The sequence below is a fragment of the Streptomyces sp. BF23-19 genome, assembly GCF_041106355.1.
GTDB classification, from domain to species: Bacteria; Actinomycetota; Actinomycetes; order Streptomycetales; family Streptomycetaceae; genus Streptomyces; species Streptomyces virginiae_A.
This window is the reverse complement of record NZ_JBGBPT010000005.1, coordinates 171458-194928: the sequence shown is the minus strand read 5'-3', so window position 1 is coordinate 194928 and position 23471 is coordinate 171458. Positions and strand designations below refer to the sequence as shown.

The window sequence follows — 23471 nt, the reverse complement described above, 5'->3', positions numbered from 1 at the left end:
CGTACCCGTACCCGTACCCGTACCCGTACCCGTACCCGTACCCGTACCCGTACCCGTACCCGTACCCGTACCCGTACACGTATCAGGTTCACGTTCCGTCGGCCGGTACGGGCTCCGGCGGGCGGGTCTCAGGCGCGCTTGGACTCCGCGTAGTCGACGAGGAAGAGGGCCTCCGCCACCGACAGGCGCTCCAGCTCCTGCGGCGACACGCTCTCGTTGACCGCGTGGATCTGCGCCTCCGGCTCGCTCAGCCCGATCAGCAGCATCTCCGCCTCCGGGTACAGGGACGTCAGCGTGTTGCACAGCGGAATCGACCCGCCCATGCCGCTGATCTGCATCTCCTGGCCGGGGTAGGCGGCCTCCAGGGCCCTGCGCATGGACGTGTACGCCGGGCTGTCGGTGTCCGCCTGGAACGGCTGGCCCTGACCGACGACCTCCAGTTCGAGGCGCGCCTTCCACGGGGTGCGCGCCTCCAGGTGGGCCTGCAGCAGCTTGACGGCCGCCGCGGTGTCCACGCCCGGCGGCACCCGCAGGCTGATCAGCGCGCCGGCGCTCGCGTGCACCGAGGGCGTCGCGCCGATGACCGGCGGGCAGTCGATGCCGAGCACCGTGACGGCCGGGCGGGCCCACAGCCGGTCCGCGATCGTGCCCTCGCCGATGAGCTCGACACCGTCCAGGACCTTCGCGTCGGCGCGGAAGTCCGCCTCCGGGTACTGCAGGCCGTCCCACACCTCGTCCGAGGCCAGCCCGTCCACGGTCGTCGAACCGTCCGCCGCGCGCAGCGAGTCGAGTACGCGGATCAGCGCGGCCAGCGCGTCGGGGGCGGCGCCGCCGAACATGCCCGAGTGCAGGTTGCCGCCCAGCGTGTCGATCTTCACCTTGACCAGGCACATGCCGCGCAGGGTGGCCGTCACCGTCGGCAGACCGAGCCGGAAGTTGCCCGCGTCGCCGATGACGATGGTGTCGGCGGTCAGCAGCTCCGGGTGCGCCTCCGCGTACTGCTGGAGGCCGCCGGTGCCCTGCTCCTCCGAGCCCTCGACGATCACCTTCACGTTCACGGGCACACCGCCGTTGGCCTTCAGCGCGCGCAGCGCCAGCAGGTGCATGATGAACCCGCCCTTGCAGTCGGCCGCGCCGCGCCCGTACCAGCGGCCGTCGCGTTCGGTCAGTTCGAAGGCGGGGGAGGTCCAGGCCGCGTCGTCGAGTGGCGGCTGGACGTCGTAGTGCGCGTAGAGCAGCACGGTCGGCGCGCCCTCCGGGCCGGGCAGGAAGCCGTAGACCGACTGGGTGCCGTCGGGGGTGTCGAGCAGCGCCACGTCCTGGAAGCCCTCGACGCGCAGGGCGTCGGCCACCCAGTTCGCGGCGGCCTCGCTCTCGCTCTTGGGGAACTGCGCCCAGTCCGCCACCGACTGGAAGGCCACCAGCTCGGTCAGCTCCCGCTTGGCGCGGGGCATCAGCGAGGCGATGGTCTCGGCGATCGGATTCTGGGACATGGGCACGCTCCTTTTGGGTGCGACGTTGTTCTGTGTGTACGCCGCCCGCATGCGCGGGGTGTGCGTATGCCGGGTGGGCGAAAGACAGTCTTGATCCTCGCACAGCGGGACCGGGCGGTGTCTCGCCGTAGGATTTCCCCGGCATCGGAGCAACCGGGTGATCAGGAGCGGCAACACATCGTGAGCAGCGACGACGACGTACGCGACGCAGACGCAGGGGCGGGCGCAGGCGCAGGCATGGACGCGAGTGCGGAGGCGAGCGCTGACGCAGGCGTGGACGCAGGCGCAGGCGCAGGCGTGGGCACGGGGCAGGACGCCCAGGGGGCGGGCGACGAGGCGGCCGGGGAGCCCGGCGAGGTGTGGGACGTGGTCGTGGTCGGGGCGGGACCTGCCGGGTCCTCGGCCGCGTACGCGGCGGCGACGGCAGGGCGGCGCGTCCTGCTGCTGGAGAAGGCCGAGCTGCCCCGGTACAAGACCTGTGGCGGCGGCATCATCGGCCCCTCCCGCGACGCCCTGCCCCCGGGTTTCGTGCTGCCCCTCAAGGACCGCATCCACGCGGTCACCTTCTCGATGGACGGGAAGCTGACCCGCACCCGACGCTCGAAGCACATGCTGTTCGGGCTCATCAACCGCCCGGAGTTCGACGCCGGCCTGGTCGCCGAGGCCGAGAAGGCCGGCGCCACCATCCGTACGGGTACGGCCGTGGCCCGCGTCGAACAGCACGGGGCGGCCGTCCCCGACCGGCGCACCGTCGCCGTGGTGCTCGCCGACGGGGAGACCGTGCTGGCCCGCGCGGTGGTCGGCGCGGACGGCAGCGCGAGCCGGATCGGCGCGCACGTCGGCGTGGAGATGGACCAGGTGGACCTGGGACTGGAGGCGGAGATCCCCGTCCCCGAGACGGTCGCGGAGGACTGGAAGGGGCGGGTGCTGATCGACTGGGGCCCGCTGCCCGGCAGTTACGGCTGGGTCTTCCCCAAGGGCGACACCCTGACCGTCGGGGTCATCTCGGCCAAGGGCGAGGGCGCCGCGACCAAGCGCTACCTGGACGACTTCATCGCCCGGCTCGGACTCGCCGGCTTCGAACCGGCCGTCTCCTCCGGCCACCTGACCCGCTGCCGCAAGCCCGATTCACCGCTCTCGCGCGGCCGGGTGCTGGTGGCGGGCGACGCGGCCGGACTGCTGGAGCCGTGGACCCGGGAGGGGATCTCCTTCGCGCTGCGTTCCGGGCGGCTGGCGGGGGAGTGGGCGGTGAAGATCTCCGAGGCGCAGGACGCCGTGGACGCGCGCCGCCAGGCCCTCAACTACGCCTTCGCGGTGAAGGCCGGGCTGGGCGTGGAGATGGGGGTCGGCACGCGGATGCTGAACCTCTTCGAGGCCAAGCCGCGGCTGCTGCACGCGGCGATCACCGGCTTCGGTCCGGCGTGGCGGGCGTTCGCCCGGATCACACGGGGCTCGACGACGCTGGCCGAGCTGGTGCGTACGTACCCGCTGGCCCGCAAGGCGCTGCACATGATGGACGCCCGACAGGCGGCCCGCAGCGGCGGCGGCCAGGGCTAGGCGCTGTGGTCGGCGGAATCGACGGCGAGGTCCGGGCAGACGGTGCGGGCCCGGCCGTGGGTACGGGTACGGGCACAGGTACGGCCGACGGTGCGGGTGGTCCGGATTGGCAGGGCGGCTCCAACCTCATCGGCGTGGACCGGCCGGATGTCGTCCTCGCCGCCTTCGAGCGCGGCGAGCCGCAGGTCGGGGTGGCGGTGATCGGGCTCGCCCTCAACCACGCCGACCCTGCGGCCGTGCTCCCCATGGTCGCGAGGGCGCTGGAGTCGGCGGACCGGGAGGTCCGCCGGCAGGGGGTCATCGCCCTGGCGCACGTGGCGCGGCTCCACCGCACCGTGGACCGGCGCTGTCTGGAACTGCTGCGTCGCTGCCCCCGCGGCAACGAGGCCGACGACGACCTGTGGTCGTTCGTCCCGCACCGGGAGCTGCCGCTGTGGCTGTGGCGGCACCACGTGCGGGAGCGGCTGGTGGACCGGCTGCGCCGACCGTTCGGCTGAGTGACCGGTCCGGACGGAGCGGTCGCCGTCCGGACCGGTCACAGCCGTCCGGACGGTCGCCGTGGCCCGGTCAGCCGGACACCGTGATGCGGAAGACCGGGTGGTCGCCGGCGGCCGCCCGGAGTTCGGCGTCGGAGGACTTGGCGGTGACCCCCTGGAAGAACCGGTTGACCTCCCAGCCCCACTTCTCCAGGTAGGCGCGCAGGATGTCGGCCTTCTGCACCGGGTCGGTGATCTCGGTGACGGTGAACGCGCGCACCTTGCGCCCGACGCGCAGTTCGCCGCCGCCCGCCACGCGCATGTTGCGGACCCACTGGGAGTGGCCGCGGGCCGAGACCAGGTACTGGGCGCCCTCGTAGGTGTGCGGGTTGACCGGGATCCGCTGCATCTCGCCGGACTTGCGGCCGCGCACCGACAACTCGGCGGTGCCCGCCAGGCTGATGCCGAAGCGCGCCAGCTTGCCGAAGAGCGAGTTGAAGCGGGTCGCGAACGGGGTGGCCTGGACGTAGTACGGGGTGGGCGCGTTCATCGTGACCTCCGGGGCCGCTTCAGCTTCCTACATTGAGAGAGCACTGCTCTCGCTTGAGAGCAGTGTGCACGGATCGATGCACCAAAGCAAGAGCAGTGCTCTCAAAACAGAGCGGCAATCCGTTTCCTGGGCGGTGCTCCGTTCGCGTGGCAGACTGACCGGCATGAACACCGTGCGAGGGGCCAGGGAACGGGCCCGCATCGAGGTCACCGCCGCCATCAAGGACGAGGCACGCCGCATGCTCGCGGCCGAGGGAGCCGCCAAACTCTCCCTGCGCGCCGTGGCCCGCGAGCTGGGCATGGTCTCCTCCGCCCTCTACCGGTACTTCCCCAGCCGGGACGAACTGCTCACCGCTCTCATCATCGACGCGTACGACAGCGTCGGCGCGGCCGCCGAGACCGCCGACGCCCACACTCGCGCCGCCGGGGCGCCGCCCCGCGCCCGCTGGATCGCGGTCTGCGGGGCCGTCCGCTCCTGGGCACTGGAGCACCCGCACGAGTACGCCCTCATCTATGGTTCCCCGGTCCCCGGCTACAGCGCCCCTGTCGACACCGTCGGCCCGGCCTCCCGCGTCGGCAACACCTTCATCGGCATCCTCCGCGCCGCGTACGAGGGTCCCGGCCTCGCCCTCCCGCCGCTGCCGCCCACCCTGCGCCCCGAGGCCGACCGCATGACCGCCGACTTCGCCGAGGGGCTGCCCCCGGCGGTGACCGCCGCGCTCGTCGCCGCCTGGGCCCAGTTGATCGGGCTGGTGTCCTGCGAGCTGTTCGGCCAGTTCAACCGGGTCGTCGAGGACCGCGCCGGCTTTTTCGCGCACGCCGCCGACCAGTTGGCGCACGGGGTCGGACTGTCGGCCGTATGACGGGAGGGCGGTGACCCGGACTGCTGTGTAGATCCGGGATATTCACATGATGAGGGGATGGCTCGCTCTTCTGTTCCTCACACGAATGCGGGCGGTTCAGCCTTGAACGATGGGCCGCCCGTCTAGTGTTCCTCGGGTCGCCCCCCTGCCGCCGCCGGAGGAAACGTTCATGCCTCGCGCCGTGAAGGCCTTGTACGCCGCCCTGGTCACCGCCTTATTGGCGGCGTCGGCGCCTGCCATCATCGCCGCGGCACGTGACGCGCCCCCGTCGGCCGCGCCGGCGCCCGACCTGCCCCCGACGCCCCGGACGCCCGGCGTGCGGGGCCTGGAGATCGGCGTCCCCGCCTACGTCTGGGCGAACGACCCCATGCTGACCGACCTCACCACCACCGCGCCGGCCCCCTCGGTGGTCGTACTGAACCCGGGCAACGGAGACTCCCCGTTCGACGGCCCCTGGCGCTCCCGCGCCGACGCGCTGCGCGCCCGTACCACCTCCACCGGCGACAAGACCCGGGTGCTCGGCTACGTCCACACCGACCACGGCAACCGCGACATCGCCGCGGCCAAGGCCTCCGTCGACAACTACCTCAAGCCCCCCGACGGCCGCCTCCACGTCGACGGCATCTTCTTCGACGTCGTCAGCCGCGACTGCGGCCCCGCCAACGCCACCCGCGACTACTACGCCGAGCTGCGCCGCTACGTCCAGGAGCGGATGGACGCCATCGACCCGACCGTCCCCGACCTCGTCGTCAACAACCCCGGCACCGCCATAGCCGACTGCTACCTGGAACCGGGCCACCGCACCGCGGACATCTTCGTCACGTTCGAGGACACGTACGCCGCGTACACCGGCGCCGGCTGGCTCGGCGGCAACGTCTTCGACCACCCCTCCGGCTACCGCTCCGGCGCCGAACTCGACCCGAGCGGCACGGCGTTCTGGCACCTGGTCCACGACGTCCCCGACCCCGAGGCGATGCGCGCCACCCTCCGCACGGCCTTCGAACGGGGCGCGGGCTACGCGTACGCGACCGGCACGGTCATGCCCAACCCCTGGAACGCGGGCCCGACATGGAAATACCGCACCCAGACCACGTACGCGGCCACCCTCGGCTGAGGACGGGTGGAGGCGTCGGCGACAAAGCCCGGTCATGTGGCCAGGCGCGGCCGGGCCGTCGCGCGTGCGGGTCGCCGGACCTGAGTTGGGCCAGGTCGTCTCTTTCGGATCTTGTCGGTCAGGTCGGGCGGCGCGGACCCGGCAAGATCCGAAAGAGACGGCCTAGCCCAGGCCGCCGTCGCTCCGCAGGAGCTGGGCGTTGATCCAGCCGCCCTCGGTGGAGCAGAGGAACGTGACGAGGTTCGCGCAGTCCTGCGGCGTACCGACGCGGCCCAGGGGAGTGGCGCGGGCCGTGTCCGCCTTCTGCTCCTCGGTCATCCACCCGGTGTCGGTCGGTCCGGGGTCGATCGCGTTGCAGGTCACCCCCAGGTGGGCGAGCTCATGGGCGGCGGCCAGCGTGATCCTGTCCAGCGCGCCCTTGCTCGCCCCGTAGGGCAGGTTGCCCGCGGTGTGGTTGCTGGTGAGGCTGACGATCCGGCCGCTGCCGGGCCGCCCGCGGAACCGCAGCCCGTACTCCCTGATCAGTAGCCAGGTGGCCCGCGCGTTGACCGCGAAGTGCAGGTCGAAGCTCTCCACGGTGGTGTCCAGCAGGCCCGAGTCGACCGATTCGCAATGACAGAGCACCAGCGCGGTGACGTTCCCCAGCTCGCGCTCGACGCCGTCGAAGAGCTGGGCCGGCACGGCCGGGTCGCTCAGGTCCGCCTCGACCGCGTGCGCTCTCGCCCCCAAGGACGTCACCTCGGCCCGCAGCTCCTGGGGCGCACCCGACTCCGCGCCCCAGCTCATCCGCGCGTCGTACGGAGTCCAGTAGGTGAAGGCCACGTCCCACCCGGCCCGAGCGAGATCGAGCACCACGGACGACGCGATCCCCGCCGACCGTCCCGCCCCCGTGACCAGGGCGAGCGGGCGCCCCGCCTCGCCCGTGCCCTGCCGACTCCCCGCGCGCGTCTCACCGGTCATGTCCGTCATCCTGGCGGGCCGCCCCGGACATGGCACCCGAATTTCGCGGGTGCCGCGTCAGCGGTAGTCGTCGGGGTGGCCCTGCATCCAGGTGTTGATCCGGTCACGGGTTTCGATCAGCGACGCCTTGTGCTTCTCCAGGTTCACCGTGCTCCGGTTGCCGCCGAGTTCCCCGTCGAGCTTCGCGATCAGGGCGATCGGCTCGGGGAAGTGGCCGGAGCCCTTCGGGTCGGCCTTCATCGCACGGTCCATGCGGTGGAGTTCGTCGTCGAGCCGACCGAGCACGTACGCGCAGTTGCCCGGAACACACGAATCGTCGAGCGTCGCCTGGAGTCCCGCGAAGGCGTCCCGGACCTTGTCGGGCCGGCCGGCGGCGGGTATCGGCTCACCGGTCGGCGAGGGCGCCGACGGGCTCGGATCCGACGGGCCCGGCGCGCCTCCGTCCGGGGGCGAGGACACGACGGGCGGCGCGGCCGGCCCCACGTCGCAGGAGACCGTGAACCCGGCCAGTGCCACCGCGAGAAGTCCCGCACCCACCGCCGTCGAACCGAACCGCATGGCATACCCCCGTGATCGTCGAGGGCCCGACCCTACCGAGGCCACCTCGCGGTGCCCATGGTCAGTCCCCGTCGTTCTCCGGGCGGCGGGCGAATCCCAGCAGCACGTGGGTGACGCGGAGCAGGAACACCACCGCCGCCAGGATCACCCCTGCCACGGCCAGGATCCGGCGTGTCGACGGGGACAGGGAGAACGCGAGCGCGGGCCCGTACACCGCGCCGAAGGCGAGGGCGGCCGCGAAGCACGCGCTGACGACGGCGTAGCCGATCTCGATGGTGATCGCGTCCCGGTCCGCCTGCGTACGTCGCTCCATGCGTGGAGTGTCACAGCGCGCACTGCCCGTCACAAGCCCCCTCCGCGCCGCGCCCGGTCGTCCGACGGTCAGATACCGGCCGTGTCCGTCCACAGCCGGGCCAGTGTCAGGTCGCCGCTCACCGCCGGACCCGCCAGCGGGATCCGGTTCCACAGCGCCTCGTACAGCCAGGCCGCCTCGCCGATCAGTTCGCAGTCGGCCGCCTCGCCCGTGTCGCCCCGTACCGTCCGGGCCGGCTCCACCGACAGGTGTACGGTCCACACCGCGCCCGTGTCGGCGGCCCGTACCCGCACCACCTTGGGCTCGGGCGTCCGCACCCGGCTGCGCGGTCGGGCGTGGAAGCCGGTCAGCAGCTCGTCCACCCCGTCCTCCGCGAACTCCGGCTCCACCGCCGAGAACAGCACACCGAGCGCGGCCTCCGCGTCCATCCGGTGCACGGCGGTCTCGTGCGCCTGCCGCCGGGCCCAGAACGCCACCGGCGAGGGCGGCGCCGTCGGCAGGAAGGTCCAGCACTGCACATCGGCCGGCGCCTCGCTCAGCGTCCGCACCAGGTCCGCGTGGCCCTCCCGGAACCAGGCCAGCAGCTCGGCGCCGACCAGCTCCGGCGCGTCCGGGAAGCCCACCGGCTCCAGTCGCCGCTCCGCGACGTACGCGGTGGCCCAGCGGTGCACCGAGCCGGTGTGCCGCAGCAGGTCGGTGACACGCCACCCCGGAGAGGTGGGGACCGCGGCGTCCGTACCGGCGCGCTCGGCCACCTCGGCGAGCAGTTCGCCTTCGCGTGCGAGGGTCCTCACATGTTCGGTGATCTCCATACCGTGAGTCCTATCAGCCCGCCCGCGACAATGGAGAGCATGAACGGGGAACTCTTCCCGCGCGAGCGGACCGTGATCGCCCCCGGCGCGGTGCACGTGCCGGATTGGCTCGGGGCGGGGCGGCAGGGCGAGTTGTTGGCGGCCTGCCGCGCGTGGGCCCGGCCGCCCGCCGGTCTGCGCAGCGTACGCACCCCGGGCGGCGGGGTGATGACCGCCCGCCAGGTGTGCCTCGGCCTGCACTGGTACCCGTACGGATACGCGCGCACCGCCGTCGACGGGGACGGGGCACCGGTCAAGCCGATGCCGCCGTGGCTCGCCGAACTGGGGCGGGAGGCGGTGACCGCCGCGTACGGGTCCCCGCCCGGGCCGGGGCCCGCGGCGGCCTACGACATCGCGCTGATCAACTTCTACGCCGGCGACTCCCGCATGGGCATGCACCGCGACGCCGAGGAGCGGTCCACCGCGCCCGTGGTCTCGCTCAGCCTCGGCGACACCTGCGTCTTCCGCTTCGGGAACACCGCCTCGCGCGGGCGCCCGTACCAGGACGTCGAGCTGCGCAGCGGGGACCTCTTCGTCTTCGGGGAGGCGAGCCGACCGGCCTATCACGGGGTACCGAAGGTCCTGCCGGGGACGGGCCCGCGGGAGCTCGGACTGACCGGGCGGCTGAACATCACACTCCGGGTCGGCGGGCTGGGCTGAGCGGCGGCACCCGGCGCCCCCCGATCATGCGAGGATCGATGCCATGAACGGCAACGGGGCCCCGCCGCGGGTGGGGGATGTGACCACGCCGTCCGCGTCCGGTACGGCGGCGCGGACCAGGCTGGAACGGGGTCGCGGCGCGCTCGGGCCGGCGCTGGAGCTCGTCCACACCGGCCGTGCCCCGACCCGCGCCGTGCTGACGGCCGAGCTCGGGGTCACCCGCGCCACCGCCGGCGCGGTCGCCGCCGAGCTGGAGGCCCTCGGGCTGATCCGGGTCGATTCCCGCCCGGGCGGCGCCGGCGGGACCGGCGGAGCCCAGGGCCGCCCCTCGCACCGGCTCTCGGTGGCCGAGGACGGCCCGGTGGCGCTGGCCGCCCAGGTGCACTCGGACGGCTTCCGCGCCGCCCTGGTCGGCCTCGGCGGCCGCATCGTGGCCACCGCCCCCGGCAAGGTCACCGTCTCGGCCGATCCGGCGCAGGTGCTCGGCGCGGTCGTGGAGGCGGGCGCGGAGCTGCTCGCGCAGAGCGGCCGCCGCTGCGTCGGCGCGGGACTCGCGGTCCCCTCGGCCGTCGCGGAACCGGACGGTACGGCGCTCAACCCGCTGCACCTGGCCTGGCCGGCCGGCTCCCCGGTACGGGCCATCTTCGCGGAGTGCGTGAAGGCGGCCGGGATCGACGGCCCGGCCCTGACAGGCAACGACGTCAACCTCGCGGCCCTGGCCGAGCACCGGCACGGCGCGGGGCGCAGCGCCCAGCACCTGCTGTGCGTGGCCACCGGGCACCGCGGGGTCGGCGGGGCGCTGGTGCTGGACGGCCGCCTGCACAGCGGGAGTTCGGGCCTGGCCCTGGAGGTCGGCCACCTCACCGTGAACCCCGAGGGGCGGGCCTGCCACTGCGGCAGCCGCGGCTGCCTGGACGTGGAGGCGGATCCGCTGGCCTTCCTCACCGCGGCGGGCCGCAGCCCCGGCCCCGAGGTGTCGCTGCTCCAGCAGGCCCGCGACCTGCTGCGCGAGGAGCCCGCGGAACCGGCGGTACGGGCGGCCACGGAGGAGCTGATCGACCGGCTCGGCCTCGGCCTCGCGGGCCTGGTGAACATCCTCAATCCGGACCGGATCATCCTGGGCGGGCTGCACCGGGAGCTGCTGCACGCCGACCCGGAGCGGCTGCGCGCGGTGGTCGCGGACCGCAGCCTGTGGGGCCGCAGCGGCGGGGTGCCGATCCTGCCGTGCACCCTGGACCACAACAGCCTGGTCGGCGCGGCGGAGCTGGCGTGGCAGCCGGTGCTCGACGACCCGCTGGGAGCCCTGGCCTAGGCCGTCCACCCCGGACCACCGGGCCGGATCGGACCCGATCGGACCGTGCCGGACCGTGCGGGACCGTGCCGGACCGGGCCCGGCCTGGTGTGGCGGCCGGCGGTCGGTCACCCGGGGCGGGCGCCGACCGGCGAGGCCACCGGCAGGCCTGTCGCGACGGCCCCCGGATCGACGGCCAGGAGCACCGAGCGCGCGGGTTCCCGTACGGGCGTGGCCCTGATCTGGACCGGCCGCACCGGTGCCGCCGGGGCCGGGGCCGCCGTGAGCGAGAACCAGACCGCCTTCCCGGGGCCGTCGGCCCGCTCGCGCGCCCCCCAGGCCTCGCTGAGCGCCGCCACCAGGGCGAGCCCGCGCCCACAGGTCTCCAGCGCCTCCGCCCGCGTCTCGTGGACGACCGGCAGCCGTGGATCGCTGTCGATGACCGAGACCGTGAGCCGCCCGAGCCGGAGTTCGATCTCGACGGTGCAGGTCTTGTCCGGCTGCGCGTGGCGGTGGACGTTGCTGAGCAGTTCCGTCACACCGAGCGCAGCCCGGTCTATGAGCGGATCCAGCTCCCAGTGGCGCAGTTGTGCAGAAACGATTCTGCGGATTTGGCCGATCCGCGACGGCAAGGCCTGCAGTTCGACGACGCAGTGCCTGCGGGAATGACTGATCACGGCTGCGACTCCCCGACATGAGTGTTACGGGTGCTGCACCCTCGGTAATGCTCCACCAGGGTCACCCACGGTGCCGCGCAGTGCAACCGAACGCGATCGAAAGGGATGTGCATGGATCCCCAAAGCGAACGTTTGTGCAGGTGGGAGAGGTACATTGCGAAGAAGGGGGGCGAAGTTCACCCACGAAGGAGCGCGGCATATGAGCACCACCGGCACTACCAGAACCACCGGTACCACCGGTACGACTGCCACGACCATCGATGTCGATCGCAGCGACGCGGACTACCGGGCCTGGCTGAAGGAGGCCGTCCGCAAGGTCCAGGCCGATGCCAACCGCTCCGCCGACACCCACCTGCTGCGCTTCCCGCTCCCCGAGGCGTGGGGCATCGACCTCTACCTCAAGGACGAGTCCACGCACCCGACGGGCTCCCTCAAGCACCGCCTCGCGCGCTCGCTGTTCCTGTACGCGCTCTGCAACGGCTGGATCCGCCCCGGCCGCCCGGTCATCGAGGCCTCGTCCGGCTCCACCGCCGTCTCCGAGGCGTACTTCGCCAAGCTGATCGGCGTCCCCTTCATCGCCGTCATGCCGCGCACGACCAGCCCGGAGAAGTGCCGCCTCATCGAATTCCACGGCGGTGAGTGCCACTTCGTGGACGACTCGATGAAGATGTACGAGGAGTCCGCCGAACTCGCCGCCCGGACCGGCGGGCACTACATGGACCAGTTCACGTACGCGGAGCGCGCCACGGACTGGCGCGGCAACAACAACATCGCCGAATCGATGTACCAGCAGCTGCGCCTGGAGCGGTACCCCGAGCCGGCCTGGATCGTGGCGACCGCCGGCACCGGCGGCACCTCGGCGACCATCGCGCGCTACGTGCACTACATGCAGCACGACACCCGCATCTGCGTGCCGGACCCGGAGAACTCCTGCTTCTTCGACGGCTGGACGAACGACGACCCGGACGCGAGCAGCGATTGCGGCTCCCGCATCGAGGGCATAGGCCGACCGCGGATGGAGCCGAGCTTCGTGCCGGGGGCCATCGACCGGATGATGAAGGTCCCGGACGCGGCGAGCGTCGCCGCCTGCCGGGCGCTGGAGACGGCCATAGGGCGCAAGGCGGGCGGCTCGACCGGCACCGGCCTGTGGAGCGCCCTGAAAATCATCTCGGAGATGGTGGCGGAGGGCCGCACGGGCAGCGTCGTCACCCTGCTGTGCGACCCGGGCGACCGCTACCTGGACAAGTACTACTCCGACGAGTGGCTGGCCGCGCAGCGGCTCGACATCGCTCCGTACGCGAAGACCATCGACACGCTGCTGACGACCGGGGTCTGGAGCGAGCCGGCCGCCTGACGGTCCCACGGGGCCGGCGATGACCCCGCAGGAGTTCCGCGGAGCCGTCCGGAGGGCGGGCGGCTACGGAGAACTCGCCGAGGTCCACCGCGTGTCGGGGGCGATGGTGGCCCCGGCTACCGACCCGCCCCGCGCCGGGCGGTGAGCCGCCGGTCGAGGGCTCGGACCGCCGTGCGGAAGGAGTGGCCCAGGCCCGGGCGGGCGGCGGCCAGGCCCAGGCGGAACGGGGTCGGTCCGTCCGCCGCGAAGGTCCAGCGGACGTGCGTGCCGGTACCGGACGGGGTCAACCGCCACTCCTCCAACAGGGCCCGCACCCCGGGGGCGTTGGTGGTGTCGACCCGGTAGGCGTAACGCCGCTCGGGATCGGCGGCCATGATGGTCTCCTGGAAGCGCACCCCACCCCTCAGCCTGACCTCGCGGCCCGCGCCCCCGTGCGTGGGGCGGGCCAGCGTCACCGCCCCGAACCAGTCGGCCCAGCCCGCCACTTCCTCGGCGAGCGCCTGGTACACGGCCTCGGGCGGTGCCACGGTGTCGGTGGCGAAGACCAGCCGTACCGGAGCGTCCTCGATGAAGTCGAGCCCCACCGGGCGGAGTCGGCGAGCCATGGGCGGTACCCCCTGGGGTGAGGTGCTGAACAGGCGTGCGCGCCACCATAGCCCCGCACCCGCGAGAAGTCCGTAGCGATCTCGCCCGATCCTGAACGATTCGGTCCAACGGCGTCCGACCTCGCCCGATCTCGTCCGACCCCGTCCGATCCGTGTCGATCCCCGCGTGGGACCTGGGCAGCGGCCCCCGCGCGCGGGATGCTGGAGTCGCGCCGATCCCGCCCCGCGAGCGGAGGCCGCTGTGCCCGACCGCCCCCAGCCCGACACCTCCCCACCGGACCCCCGGCCGGACCGCCGGCCCGGCACCCCGCCCGGCAACCCGCCCGGCACCTCGCCCGTTGCCCCGCCCGCCACCCCCCTCGCCCTCGAACTCCTGGTCCACGGAGTCGCCGGCGCCGCCCCCGGCGAGCTGCTCGGCGACCCGCGCACCGTCCGGGTCACCGGCGACTCCACCGCCGCCGTCTTCCGCCGCACCGAGGACGCCGACGCCGAGGCCCACCCCGAGCGGTACGCCGGGCGACCCGTCCCCGAGGCCTACTGCTGGTCCCGGCTCACCTCCGGCAACGGCGCCCGCGCCCTGTGGCTGCTGCTCCTGCCCTTCATGGTGGCCAACCTCGCCCACTGGGCCCGGCCGGCCACGCCCGCCGCCGACCCCGCACCGCGCGCCGTGCGCACGTACGGGGTCCTCGTACGGATCCTCGCCCTCAGCCTGACCGTGCTGCTGATCGCCGCCGCCTGCGAGGTCGCGCTCGACCTCCTCGCCTGGCAGTGCGCGGGCTCCGGGACCTGCGCCGGCTCCCGGTTCCGCTCCTGGCTGGGCTTCCTCGCGCCCGGCGGCGGCTGGTGGGCCCAGCCCGGGCGCCGCCTCGCCCTCGGGGCCCTGGTCCCCGCCGCGTTGACCGGGCTGCTCTGGTACCTGTCGAACCGCACCTGGAGCGCCTACGAGTCCCAGCCCCCGCCGGCCGGCGCCGCCGACCCGGACACCGCCTCGGATCCCGTGCCCGCCCTCGGGCGCCCCGGGTTCTGGTACGGGCGCCGGCTCGTGGCCCGGCTGCGCGCCGCGCACACCGCCGCCGGGCTGCTCACCGTGGCGGTGGCCGTCTCCGTACCGACCGCCCGTCACGACCGCCGGGCCGGTGCCCCCCTCCTCGCGGCCCTCGGCACGCTCACCCAGGTCCTGCTCGCCGCCGGGGTCGTCGCCGTGGCCTCGGTCGTCTGCCGGCGCGGCCGCACCGAGGCCCGGCCCGACCACCGGCTCGACCGGGCCGCCGTCACCCTGCTGCCCGGCGCCGCGCTCGCCCTGCTCGCCGCCGTCCTCGTGCACGCCTGCTGGTCGCGCCCCGACTGGACCGCCACCGGACGGCTCCCCGGGGACCTGACGTTCGGCGTGCTGATGCTGGGTCAGGGGCTCTGCGTGCTCGCCCTGGCCGCCGTCGCCCGGTACCTGCACCGTGCGGCCCCCGACCCGGCGGCCGCCCTGCGCGGCCTGGGCGGGCCCGCCGTCGCCATGCTCGGCTGCGCGCTCGGCGGGGTGATGTCCGGCGGGGTCTCCCAGCGCGTCGCCGACTGGCTGGACGGGGGAGCCACGCCCGGAATGCGCGGCGCCGCACTGCCCGGGCCGCCCGTGCTGCTGTCCTGGCAGGCCGCCGTGCTGCCCCCGCTGCTCCTCGTACTGGCCCTGCTCGCGGCCTGGTTCGCGGTGCGCGGGGCCCGGGCGCGGGGTCGGCTCGCCGCCGCCGTGGCCGCCGAGTATCCGAGGGAGACGCCGGACCTGGACCGCAGCCGCCGGATCGCCGGGGCGCGGACCGCGGCCGCGCTCACCGACTCCGCGCCCTGGTTCGTGGCGGCCGTCTCCGGGATCACCCTGGTGCTCGGTGCGGGCGCGCTGGCCGGGGCCTGGTTCAGCGGGAAGGTCCCGGGGGAGGCGGCCCGCGGGACCCTGCCCATGCTGGAGGCCGCCGCCCGCGCCGCCCAGGACGCCGGGTCCTGGCTCATCGGCCTGGGCATCGCCGCTTTCGTCGCCTGGGGCCGCCGCGCCTACCGGGACCCCGCCGCCCGCCGGACCATAGGGATCCTGTGGGACGTCGGCACCTTCTGGCCGCGCGCCGCCCACCCCTTCGCACCGCCCTGCTACGCCGAACGGGCCGTCCCCGACCTCACCTGGCGGATGGCCGGCTGGACCGGCCGCACCGGTGGCCGCCTCGTCATCTCCGGCCACTCCCAGGGCAGCGTGCTCGCCGCGGCGGCCGTCTGGCAGCTACCGCCGCCCGCCCGCCGCCGGGTCGCCCTGCTCACCTACGGATCCCCGCTCGCCCGTCTCTACGGCCGCTGGTTCCCCGCCTATTTCGGCCCCGGGCCGCTCACCGCCCTGCACCGCGAGGTCGACTGCTGGCGCAACCTCTGGCGGGCCACCGACCCCATCGGCGGCCCGGCCCTGCCCGGCGCCGGGCAGGACGTGGACCGCGGGCCGCTCGCCGACCCGCTCGCCTACGGGCGCAGCGCCCGTCATCCGCTGCCCGCCCCGATCCTGGGCCACGGCGACTACCAGGCCGATCCGGCCTTCGCCGCCGAACGCGACGCCCTGCTCGCCCGGTTGGACGCCGCCGCACGGGCCGACCTACCAAGTCAGCGGCTTCCGGTCAGCAAGGAGTGGGCAGGGCCGGCAGGGCCGGCAGCGCCGGCAGATCCGCCGGGAACAGCAGGGTGAGCTCGTCCGTACTGGGCTCCGCGAGCTGGGCCACCCGGCCCGCGTGCCGCTCGACCATCGACTCGAAGGTCTGGCGGGCCGTGCGGCCGTTGCCGAAGGCCGGTCCCTTGGGCAGCTCCGCGAAGTACGTCAGCAACGCCTGCGACGTACCCTCCCCGAGCCGGTACTCGTGCTCCTCCGCCTGCTGCTCCACGATCCGCAGCAGCTCCTCGGGCCCGTAGTCGCCGAAGGTGATGGTCCGGGAGAACCGCGAGGCCACTCCCGGATTCACCGTCAGGAAGCGTTCCATCTCCGCCGTGTACCCGGCGACGATCACGACGACCGCGTCGCGGTGGTCCTCCATCAGCTTCACCAGCGTGTCGATCGCCTCGCGCCCGAAGTCCCGGCCCGAGTCCTCCGGCGCCAGCGCGTACGCCTCGTCGATGAACAGCACCCCGCCGCGCGCCCGCTCGAACGCCTCCTGCGTACGGATCGCCGTGGAGCCGATGTGCTCGCCGACCAGGTCCACCCGGGACACCTCGACCAGGTGCCCGCGCTCCAGCACCCCGAGCGAGGCCAGGATCTCCCCGTACAGCCGGGCGACCGTGGTCTTGCCCGTGCCGGGGGAGCCGGTGAAGACCAGGTGCCGGCGCACCGAGGCGGCCTTCAGACCCGCCTGCTGCCGCCGCCGGCCCACCTCGATCATGTCGGTGAGCGCCCGCACCTCGCGTTTGACGCTGTCCAGGCCCACCAGCGCGTCGAGCCGGCCCAGCATCTCGACGGAACCCGGCGCGGCGGCGGCCGGACCGTCCTGCGCCCCGTCCGCGGGCCGCGGCACGGAGGGCGGGGGCGTAGGCGCCGGCCGCGCCACCGGGCCCTGCGTCCCGGTGGCCGTACGGATGCCCGCCCGCGCCTCGGTGGCCGCGCCACCCGGGGTGGACCGGTCCGCGAGACGCGCGCCGGACTCGTCGCCGGTGCACTCCGCTACGGTCGGCCCGTCCTCCGCGAACTCGTAGCCCCCGCGGGCGCAGCGCTCGGTGTGGCAGCGCGTCAGCGTGGTGCGGCAGCCGTCCATGACGTGGAAGCCGAAGCCGGAGCTGCCGGTCACCCGGCAGGCCGTGAAGGTGCCCCGGCCACCCGCCGACACGTAGAAGCCGGCCTCGGCGGGGGAGATGACCGTGCACCGTTCCAGGGTGGGGTCGGCGCCCTTGGTGACGATCACGCCGGTCTGCACGGCGTCGATGGTGCAGCCGGCGAGCGTGCCGCCGCTGCCGTGGTCGCGGAACCAGGCCCCGGTCGCCGCCTCCCGGATCCGGCAGTCGTCGAGCTGGGCGGTGGCCCCGTCGCTCACGGAGACGGCGGTGTTGCGCACCTGGGACAGATCGCTGTCGACGACGTCGACGCGCGATCCGCGGTCGAGCACGAACAGCGCGTCCGGTACGTCGTGCACCCGGCAGGAGTCGAGGGAGACCGTGGCCCCGTCACTGATCCACACCGCGGGATAGTCCCCCGTGCTGTCGTGGATCTCGCAGGACTCGGCGTCCACCCGGGTGCCCGGGTCCCACACGGACAGGCCGTTGCGGCCGAACCGGCGCACGGTGGTGCGGCTGAGGGTGAGGACCGAACGGGACCGCAGATCGACCGCGTTCTCCGGAATGTCGTGGATGTCGCAGCCGGTCAGGGTGAGTACCGCGTCGGTGTCGAGCGTGACCCCGTCGGCCGAGGTGCGGTGCACCGAGCAGTCCGTGAGCCGGGCCGTGGCGCGTGCGGCGATCTGCACCCCGGCGCCCTTGACCTCGTACACCTCGCAGCCCAGGGCCTCCAGCCCCGAGCCCTCGCCGGTGATCCCGATGCCCGCGCCCGTGGCGTGGTGGATGCGGCAGCGCTCCAGCCGGGGCCGGCCGCCGCCGCGCACCGAGACGCCGTTCTGCCCGGCGGCCACGACCTCGCACTCCTCGAACACCCCGCCGCCGCCGTCCAGCACGGCGATGCCGACACCGGCCGGATTCTCCACCGTGCACCGCCGCACCAGCGGCCGGGCTCCGGAGCCGCGTACCTCGATGCCGGCGGCGGAGTGGGTGCTCACCCGCAGATCGGTGAGCTCGGGGCAGCCGTCCTCCACCAGCAGCGCGGGCGCCGCGCGGTCCTGGCCCTCCAGGTACAGGTCCTGGACGACGGCCGAGGCGCGCACGGTCAGCGCGACCCCGTCGACCGGGGCGATCCGCACCGACCCCGCACCGCCCTCGGGTCCGCGCAAGGTGACGGCATGGTCCAGGACCAGGTTCTCGCGGTAGGTGCCGGGGGCGATGGTCAGCACGTCCCCGTCTCCCGCGACGGCGAGCGCGGCGGTCAGCGTCGGATACTCACCGGAGCGGCGACGCCACCGCGAAGTTCCGCCGTGCGTCACCTGGACCGTGCCCTGAACCATGGTGCTGTCGTGCCCCCACCCTCGTACTCGCGCTGCCGATACGACCGATGCCACTGAAGTCTGAAGTCACCGCAGCCACCGGAGTCACTGGAGCGACCCGTCCGGCCGCTCCACCGTAGCGCGCGCGGAGCCGATGAGCTGCCAGGTCAGCTGCCGGCGCCCGCTCGGCCCCAGTCCGGCCCTGCCGCCGCCCAGGCCCGGTCCAGACGTATGTACCGCCGATGCGTGAGCCGCCGTACGACCAGCCGCCGGACCGTCTCCACCAGAGTGGCCACGCAGATCGCGGCGGCCAGCCCCGCCATCCCCGCGTGGAACACGGCCGCGGACGGGTCCAGCGGTTGCCCCACCAGCCTGCCGCGGGCGTCGGTCCAGATCCGGAACCGCTCGCCGGGACGCGGCGGTTCCTCCGCGGCCGGCACCGTGCCCTCGTGGCTGCTGCCGTCCGGCGCGGTCCACGAGGCCACGATCTGCGTCCGGTGCGGAGCCGTCCGCTGCGTCGACGTGTCGGCGCTCGCGCTCGCGTCCGCGGTCGTCGCCGACTCCGGGGCGGGCCGCAGCACCACCGCCGGGACGAGATGACGCTCCTGCCGCTGCTCGTGCGCGGCCTGCTGAAGGGTACCGTCCACCTGCAGGCCCGCGACCCAGCCGATGGCCGGAGCCACCACCAGGACACACACCAGCGCGGCGAACGCCACCCACGCCTCGAAAAGATCGGTCGGCCGGCGCAGCGGATTGCGCCGCCAACGCCACACACCCATTGCTGTCCGCACGGTCCGGCTCCCCCAACCTGTGCCAGTCTCCGCCTGTCTGCGCCTCTGTCCTGACTGCTCCAACGGCCTGGTCGTGCCAGTTGGTTCCAGCCCGGGCGCCGAGCCCCTCGAAGGTGTCAATCCGGTCGGCCGGTCGCCGGTCCGCGACCACCCTCCCGCCCCTCCCGTCACTCCTGTCCCAGCTGCCGCGGGCGGGCACCGCACGCGTCAGAGAAGGACACGGACCTCGTCGCCGACGCGCACCGTACCGACGCGCACCGGCACCAGCATCCGCCCGAAGGCCAGCGACCGGCCGATCCGACGGTGCTTGGCCAGGGTCTTCAGCGGTTCCTTGCCCCGCTCCGCCGTCTCCTGGTCGGTGGTGGTGACGACGCATCGGCCGCACTCGCGCACGCCGCGGAAGACGGCGTCGCCGATCGCGATGCGGAGCCACCCGTCCTCCGCCCATGCCTCGGCCCCGGAAACCACCACATTGGGGCGGAAACGGTTCATCGGCAGCGGACCCTCCTCAGGATGGTCCCCTTGCGCGATCAGCGAGTTGAGCGCGTCCAGCGAGGCGAGCGTGGTGATGAGCAGCGGATAGCCGTCGGCCAGGCTCACCGTCTCGCCCGGCAGGGCGTAGTCCGGATCCACGGGACGACGTACCGCCGGATCATCCATGTGCACCAGCCGTACCGGCTCCCCGAGGTACGTGCTGAACCAGTCGGCCGCGGTGGTCGCCGCGGCCACGGTCTCGACCTTCTTCCCGAACAGCATCACCGGCTCCAGCGGACCCGGCTCGGGCACCTCCACGAACAGCTCCGTCATGCCCGGCGCCGTCACGGCGATCCGGCCGCCACCCGTGGGACGGGCCGCGGCCAGGGCCAGGCGCGGATGACGGCGTTGGGTGATGACCGTGCCCTCGGGATCGATCAGCGCCCAACGTCGGTCCCCGGACAGACCCCAGGGCTCCACGGCCACCTCGTCGGGAGCGGTCCCCGCTACCGATTTGACGGGATGGATATGGAGCGCCTGCACGTGCAAGTTCGACATAGGGGCATCCTGCCGGCCCCTGGGCCACCCGCGTCTCGGCGCCCCGTCAGTAGCCGCGCCCCTGGTAGGGGCGGCCGTACGGGTCCTCGTACGAGGCGGCCGGCACCGGTGCGGGCACCTGCATCGGACGCGGTGCGGCCGGACGCATCGCCTCGTACCCGGTGGCCATGGCGACCGGGCGGGGCTGCTGCGGCTGGGGCTGCGGCATGTATCCGCCGCGGGCCGCCATCGGCTGCTGCTGAGGGATGTACGGGGCCGGGGCCTGCTGCAGCGGCATCGGTTGCGGGGCCGACTGCTGCTGGTACGGGTATCCGTACCCCGAGGTCTGTTGCTGCTGGGGCTGGGCCGGCGGCAGCGCGGGCATCGAGGAAGCGAGAGCCGGCAGGTACCCGCCGCTCGAGTATCCGGCACTCGGGGACTCGTAGGCGGCCGGGACGCGGATCGGGGCGATCTGCGGGGTGCCGCGTTCGGCGACGAGGGAGTCGTAGATGGGGGTGTCCGGGAAGGAGGGCGCGGAGTAGTAACCGCCGCCATAAGTGGAGCGGGGGGAGGTCATGGGACCTAAGTTAAGCCCACGACTTCACCGGGTTCATAGCGAGGTGTCGTCAACCCCGCCCTGACCTGCATATTCGCAGGTCAGGGCCTCACCTTTCACTTGACGTTCACGTGCACGATTCGCCACTTCCGCCCCACCTTGTTCGTACTCGTACTCACCGGTCGGGTGTTGCACCGACTTCGTGCTGACGCACTGTCACAACGCGATGACCTCGGATGACGCCGTTTCGTGCGGCAGTTCACGGTTTCAGGCGTCACTGGGGCGGGCATAGGTACGGCCCTTCCATGACGCCCCGCGCCCCCGGTAGTGCTGCACGGCCGAGTCGACGGTCATCAGGAGGTACAGCAGCGCCGTGAACGGAAGCAGCGGAGCGAGCGCGGCCGGCTGGCGGTAGTACCGGAGCATCGGCAGGTAGGTGCCGGCCATCAGCAGCCACGCCAGGCCGCCCGCCCAGGCGACGGCCGGGTGTCCGGTCGTGAGACCCGTCAGCAGGGCGGCCGGGGGCACGAGGTAGACGAGCGCCAGGCCGGCCACCGTCCCGGCCAGCAGCAGGGGCTGGTGGCGCAGTTGCGCGTAGGCGCTGCGCGAGACCATCCGCCACAGGTCCGCGAGCGCGGGGTACGGGCGCACGCTGTCCACCCGCTCCGCGAGCCCCAGCCAGATCCGGCCGCCGCAGCGCTGCACCGCGCGGGCGAGCGAGACGTCGTCGATGACCGCCTGGCGGATGGAATCGGGGACCCCGGCCCGTACGGCGGAGGTGGTGCGCAGCAGTACGCAGCCGCCGGCGGCCGCCGCCGTCCGGGCGGAGGGTCGGTTGATCCGGCGGAAGGGGTAGAGCTGGGCGAAGAAGTACACGAAGGCCGGTACGACGAGCCGTTCCCACACCCCGACCACCCGCAGGCGGGCCATCTGGGAGACGAGGTCGAGGTCGGCGGAGGTCGCGGCGGCGACCAATTCGCGCAGACTGTCCGGTTCGTGTGCGATGTCGGCGTCGGTGAGGAGGAGGAAGTCGGGCTCGGTGGCGTGCGCGGTGCGGGCGACGGCAATGCCGTGCCGGAGCGCCCAGAGCTTGCCGGTCCAGCCGGGTGCGGGGTCGCCGGGGGAGACGACGGTGAGCGGGAGCCCGGGGTGCTCCCCGGCGAGCCGGCGCGCGAGCTCGCCCGTGCCGTCGGTGCTGCCGTCGTCGACGAGGATCACCTCCGCCTCGCCGGGATAGTCCTGGGCGACCAGTGAGGGCAGGCTCCGCGGCAACACCTCGGCCTCGTCCCGGGCCGGGACGACGATCGCGACGGACGGCCAGCGGGCGGGGGCCGTGCGCGGCGGGAGGCGGACGTCGGTCCGCCAGAACATGCCCTGGGCGAGGGTGAGCCAGAGCCAGGCGGCGAGGGAGGCGTAGGCCGCGCAGGCGGCGGTGAGGAGGCCCATGGCGGCAGTGTCCCGCGCCCCGGCGGGTGTGTCGCGCATCCCGACGGCCCCGGGTGCGGCGGCTTCCCGACGGTGGTCTCCCGACCCGGTCGCGACGGTGTCCCGGTGTGCTCGGGCCGGCGGGTGCGACCCCTGGAGCGGTGGCCTTCCGGCCCGGTGCGACGGGGTTTCGGCCCGGGTGCGGCGGTCTCCCGGCTCGGGTGCGAGGGCCTTCCCGCGCCGGCCCCGGGGTGTCCTGGGCGGGGTCCGGCCGTTCGTGGGGGTTGCCGTGGGAGGGCCTCGTCGGGGCGGGGGTCGATTAAGGTGGCCGGGTGAAGATCGCACTCATGGACTCCGGAATCGGCCTCCTCGCGGCGGCCGCGGCGGTGTGGCGGCTGCGGCCGGATGCCGACCTGGTCGTGTCCTCCGACCCGGACGGGATGCCCTGGGGTCCGCGGACCCCGGCCGACCTCACCGAGCGGGCACTGGCCGTCGCCCGGGCCGCCGCCGCGCACCGTCCGGACGCGCTGATCGTCGCCTGCAACACCGCCACCGTGCACGCCTTGGACGCCGTACGGGCCGAGCTGGAGCCGGTCATCCCGGTCATCGGGACCGTGCCGGCGATCAAGCCCGCCGCGGCCGCCGGCGGGCGCGTGGCGATCTGGGCCACCCCCGCCACCACCGGCAGCACCTACCAGCGCGGGCTCATCCGCGACTTCGCCACCGGGGCCCGGGTCACCGAGGTGCCCTGCCCCGGGCTCGCCGATGCCGTGGAACAGGCCGACGACGCCGCCGTGACGGCCGCCGTCGCCGCGGCCGCCGCGCTGACCCCGGCCGATGTCACCGACGTGGTGCTCGGCTGCACGCACTACGAGCTGGTCGAGGGATCCATCCGGGCCGCCCTCGCCGCGCGGACCCAGGGCGCGGAGCTGATCTACCACGGTTCCGCCGAGCCCGTCGCGGTCCAGGCGCTGCGCCGCCTGGGTCTGCGACCCGAGCCCGACCTGCCCCGCACGGGGGGACTGGTCGTGCTGCGCAGCGGGCGCGAGGGAACCCTGCCCGCCGCCGCGCTCGCGTACGCCGAAGGCCGACTGCTCGCGGGCCAGGGCGCGCCCGTCGGCTGACGCGCCCGACCTCCCGACCTCCCGACCCGACCTCTCCACCTCTCCACCTCCCGGCCCCACCCCTGGCGAGACGAATCGTCTTGCGTGCGATGCGGGCCCGGTCTACGGTTACTCATGTAACGAGACGGAACGGTTCGTCTCAAGCATCTC

22 protein-coding genes are annotated in these 23471 nt (G+C 73.8%); 9 read left to right on the top strand and 13 right to left on the bottom strand.

The annotated features are described in order from the left end of the window. Positions 1-128: 128 nt before the first annotated feature. Positions 129-1493, bottom strand: coding sequence for a dipeptidase (locus tag AB8A24_RS05190; protein ID WP_328964548.1), 1365 nt, complete (start codon positions 1491-1493; stop codon positions 129-131). A gap of 357 nt (positions 1494-1850) precedes the next feature. Here AB8A24_RS05190 and AB8A24_RS05185 point away from each other — a divergent pair, with 357 nt between their 5' ends. Together AB8A24_RS05185 and AB8A24_RS05180 are read left to right on the top strand one after the other, a co-directional pair. Continuing rightward, positions 1851-3050: a geranylgeranyl reductase family protein gene (locus tag AB8A24_RS05185; RefSeq protein ID WP_323184880.1), complete on the top strand. Its 1200-nt coding sequence runs from the start codon at positions 1851-1853 to the stop codon at positions 3048-3050. A 56-nt stretch (positions 3051-3106) separates the two neighbouring features. Beyond that, the gene (locus AB8A24_RS05180) at positions 3107-3547 is read left to right on the top strand and encodes a hypothetical protein (protein WP_328964549.1); all 441 of its coding nucleotides are present in this window, start codon (positions 3107-3109) and stop codon (positions 3545-3547) included. A gap of 70 nt (positions 3548-3617) precedes the next feature. Here the strand turns inward: AB8A24_RS05180 and AB8A24_RS05175 are convergent, their stop codons facing one another. Continuing rightward, positions 3618-4076 carry a nitroreductase/quinone reductase family protein gene (locus tag AB8A24_RS05175; protein ID WP_328964550.1) on the bottom strand — a complete coding sequence of 153 codons (459 nt, stop codon included), beginning with the start codon at positions 4074-4076 and terminating at the stop codon, positions 3618-3620. Between the two features lie 163 nt (positions 4077-4239). Between AB8A24_RS05175 and AB8A24_RS05170 the strand changes: the two genes are divergently transcribed. Both AB8A24_RS05170 and AB8A24_RS05165 read left to right on the top strand, forming a co-directional pair. Next, positions 4240-4938 carry a TetR/AcrR family transcriptional regulator gene (locus AB8A24_RS05170; RefSeq protein ID WP_328964551.1) on the top strand — a complete coding sequence of 233 codons (699 nt, stop codon included), beginning with the start codon at positions 4240-4242 and terminating at the stop codon, positions 4936-4938. Positions 4939-5107: 169 nt separating this feature from the next. Beyond that, positions 5108-6052, top strand: a complete 945-nt coding sequence (locus tag AB8A24_RS05165) for a spherulation-specific family 4 protein (protein WP_328964552.1) — start codon at positions 5108-5110, stop codon at positions 6050-6052. A 162-nt stretch (positions 6053-6214) separates the two neighbouring features. Here AB8A24_RS05165 and AB8A24_RS05160 read toward each other — a convergent pair whose 3' ends face one another. The 4 genes from AB8A24_RS05160 to AB8A24_RS05145 form a co-directional block, all read right to left on the bottom strand. Then, the gene (locus AB8A24_RS05160; protein WP_369474899.1) at positions 6215-7012 is read right to left on the bottom strand and encodes an SDR family oxidoreductase; all 798 of its coding nucleotides are present in this window, start codon (positions 7010-7012) and stop codon (positions 6215-6217) included. Positions 7013-7069: 57 nt separating this feature from the next. Continuing rightward, entirely contained in the window at positions 7070-7570 is a 501-nt protein-coding gene (locus tag AB8A24_RS05155; RefSeq protein ID WP_328964554.1) for a hypothetical protein, read from the bottom strand. A 61-nt stretch (positions 7571-7631) separates the two neighbouring features. Beyond that, positions 7632-7883 carry a DUF6332 family protein gene (locus tag AB8A24_RS05150; protein ID WP_328964555.1) on the bottom strand — a complete coding sequence of 84 codons (252 nt, stop codon included), beginning with the start codon at positions 7881-7883 and terminating at the stop codon, positions 7632-7634. 68 nt (positions 7884-7951) lie between these two features. Further along, on the bottom strand, positions 7952-8695 hold the full coding sequence (locus AB8A24_RS05145; RefSeq protein WP_328964556.1) for a maleylpyruvate isomerase family mycothiol-dependent enzyme: 744 nt from the start codon (positions 8693-8695) through the stop codon (positions 7952-7954). Between the two features lie 39 nt (positions 8696-8734). Here AB8A24_RS05145 and AB8A24_RS05140 point away from each other — a divergent pair, with 39 nt between their 5' ends. Further along, positions 8735-9394 carry an alpha-ketoglutarate-dependent dioxygenase AlkB gene (locus AB8A24_RS05140; protein ID WP_369474897.1) on the top strand — a complete coding sequence of 220 codons (660 nt, stop codon included), beginning with the start codon at positions 8735-8737 and terminating at the stop codon, positions 9392-9394. 43 nt (positions 9395-9437) lie between these two features. Next, a complete protein-coding gene (locus tag AB8A24_RS05135) occupies positions 9438-10706 on the top strand; it encodes an ROK family protein (RefSeq protein WP_328964558.1) in 1269 nt (422 codons plus the stop codon). 107 nt (positions 10707-10813) lie between these two features. Here the strand turns inward: AB8A24_RS05135 and AB8A24_RS05130 are convergent, their stop codons facing one another. Next, positions 10814-11362, bottom strand: coding sequence for an ATP-binding protein (locus AB8A24_RS05130; protein WP_328964559.1), 549 nt, complete (start codon positions 11360-11362; stop codon positions 10814-10816). A gap of 199 nt (positions 11363-11561) precedes the next feature. Between AB8A24_RS05130 and AB8A24_RS05125 the strand changes: the two genes are divergently transcribed. After that, positions 11562-12716, top strand: a complete 1155-nt coding sequence (locus AB8A24_RS05125; RefSeq protein ID WP_328964560.1) for a PLP-dependent cysteine synthase family protein — start codon at positions 11562-11564, stop codon at positions 12714-12716. A gap of 116 nt (positions 12717-12832) precedes the next feature. Here the strand turns inward: AB8A24_RS05125 and AB8A24_RS05120 are convergent, their stop codons facing one another. After that, the gene (locus AB8A24_RS05120; RefSeq protein ID WP_328964561.1) at positions 12833-13321 is read right to left on the bottom strand and encodes an SRPBCC family protein; all 489 of its coding nucleotides are present in this window, start codon (positions 13319-13321) and stop codon (positions 12833-12835) included. A gap of 373 nt (positions 13322-13694) precedes the next feature. On the opposite strand from AB8A24_RS05120, the gene AB8A24_RS05115 reads away from it, so the two are divergent. Further along, on the top strand, positions 13695-16028 hold the full coding sequence (locus AB8A24_RS05115) for a hypothetical protein (RefSeq protein WP_328966078.1): 2334 nt from the start codon (positions 13695-13697) through the stop codon (positions 16026-16028). Here AB8A24_RS05115 and AB8A24_RS05110 read toward each other — a convergent pair. From AB8A24_RS05110 to AB8A24_RS05090, 5 genes are all read right to left on the bottom strand, one after another. Further along, positions 15961-18435: a right-handed parallel beta-helix repeat-containing protein gene (locus AB8A24_RS05110; protein ID WP_369474894.1), complete on the bottom strand. Its 2475-nt coding sequence runs from the start codon at positions 18433-18435 to the stop codon at positions 15961-15963. The genes AB8A24_RS05115 and AB8A24_RS05110 overlap by 68 nt on opposite strands. A gap of 146 nt (positions 18436-18581) precedes the next feature. Then, on the bottom strand, positions 18582-19205 hold the full coding sequence (locus AB8A24_RS05105) for a hypothetical protein (RefSeq protein ID WP_369474892.1): 624 nt from the start codon (positions 19203-19205) through the stop codon (positions 18582-18584). Positions 19206-19412: 207 nt separating this feature from the next. Further along, on the bottom strand, positions 19413-20237 hold the full coding sequence (locus AB8A24_RS05100) for an MOSC domain-containing protein (protein WP_266485834.1): 825 nt from the start codon (positions 20235-20237) through the stop codon (positions 19413-19415). Positions 20238-20283: 46 nt separating this feature from the next. Beyond that, complete coding sequence (locus AB8A24_RS05095) at positions 20284-20793, bottom strand: DUF6643 family protein (RefSeq protein ID WP_030713698.1); 510 nt, start codon at positions 20791-20793, stop codon at positions 20284-20286. A gap of 246 nt (positions 20794-21039) precedes the next feature. Continuing rightward, complete coding sequence (locus tag AB8A24_RS05090; RefSeq protein WP_328964564.1) at positions 21040-22218, bottom strand: glycosyltransferase; 1179 nt, start codon at positions 22216-22218, stop codon at positions 21040-21042. Positions 22219-22529: 311 nt separating this feature from the next. On the opposite strand from AB8A24_RS05090, the gene AB8A24_RS05085 reads away from it, so the two are divergent. Next, entirely contained in the window at positions 22530-23321 is a 792-nt protein-coding gene (locus tag AB8A24_RS05085) for a glutamate racemase (protein ID WP_369474889.1), read from the top strand. Positions 23322-23471: the final 150 nt, after the last annotated feature.

Bases quoted from the DNA above. Each gene is read 5' to 3' on its own strand.
- AB8A24_RS05190 (WP_328964548.1), bottom strand. From the start codon at position 1,493: ATGTCCCAGAATCCGATCGCCGAGACCATCGCCTCGCTGATGCCCCGC.
- AB8A24_RS05175 (WP_328964550.1), bottom strand. From the start codon at position 4,076: ATGAACGCGCCCACCCCGTACTACGTCCAGGCCACCCCGTTCGCGACC.
- AB8A24_RS05170 (WP_328964551.1), top strand. From the start codon at position 4,240: ATGAACACCGTGCGAGGGGCCAGGGAACGGGCCCGCATCGAGGTCACC.
- AB8A24_RS05165 (WP_328964552.1), top strand. From the start codon at position 5,108: ATGCCTCGCGCCGTGAAGGCCTTGTACGCCGCCCTGGTCACCGCCTTA.
- AB8A24_RS05160 (WP_369474899.1), bottom strand. From the start codon at position 7,012: ATGACCGGTGAGACGCGCGCGGGGAGTCGGCAGGGCACGGGCGAGGCG.
- AB8A24_RS05155 (WP_328964554.1), bottom strand. From the start codon at position 7,570: ATGCGGTTCGGTTCGACGGCGGTGGGTGCGGGACTTCTCGCGGTGGCA.
- AB8A24_RS05150 (WP_328964555.1), bottom strand. From the start codon at position 7,883: ATGGAGCGACGTACGCAGGCGGACCGGGACGCGATCACCATCGAGATC.
- AB8A24_RS05145 (WP_328964556.1), bottom strand. From the start codon at position 8,695: ATGGAGATCACCGAACATGTGAGGACCCTCGCACGCGAAGGCGAACTG.
- AB8A24_RS05140 (WP_369474897.1), top strand. From the start codon at position 8,735: ATGAACGGGGAACTCTTCCCGCGCGAGCGGACCGTGATCGCCCCCGGC.
- AB8A24_RS05135 (WP_328964558.1), top strand. From the start codon at position 9,438: ATGAACGGCAACGGGGCCCCGCCGCGGGTGGGGGATGTGACCACGCCG.
- AB8A24_RS05125 (WP_328964560.1), top strand. From the start codon at position 11,562: ATGAGCACCACCGGCACTACCAGAACCACCGGTACCACCGGTACGACT.
- AB8A24_RS05120 (WP_328964561.1), bottom strand. From the start codon at position 13,321: ATGGCTCGCCGACTCCGCCCGGTGGGGCTCGACTTCATCGAGGACGCT.
- AB8A24_RS05110 (WP_369474894.1), bottom strand. From the start codon at position 18,435: ATGGTTCAGGGCACGGTCCAGGTGACGCACGGCGGAACTTCGCGGTGG.
- AB8A24_RS05100 (WP_266485834.1), bottom strand. From the start codon at position 20,237: ATGTCGAACTTGCACGTGCAGGCGCTCCATATCCATCCCGTCAAATCG.
- AB8A24_RS05095 (WP_030713698.1), bottom strand. From the start codon at position 20,793: ATGACCTCCCCCCGCTCCACTTATGGCGGCGGTTACTACTCCGCGCCC.
- AB8A24_RS05090 (WP_328964564.1), bottom strand. From the start codon at position 22,218: ATGGGCCTCCTCACCGCCGCCTGCGCGGCCTACGCCTCCCTCGCCGCC.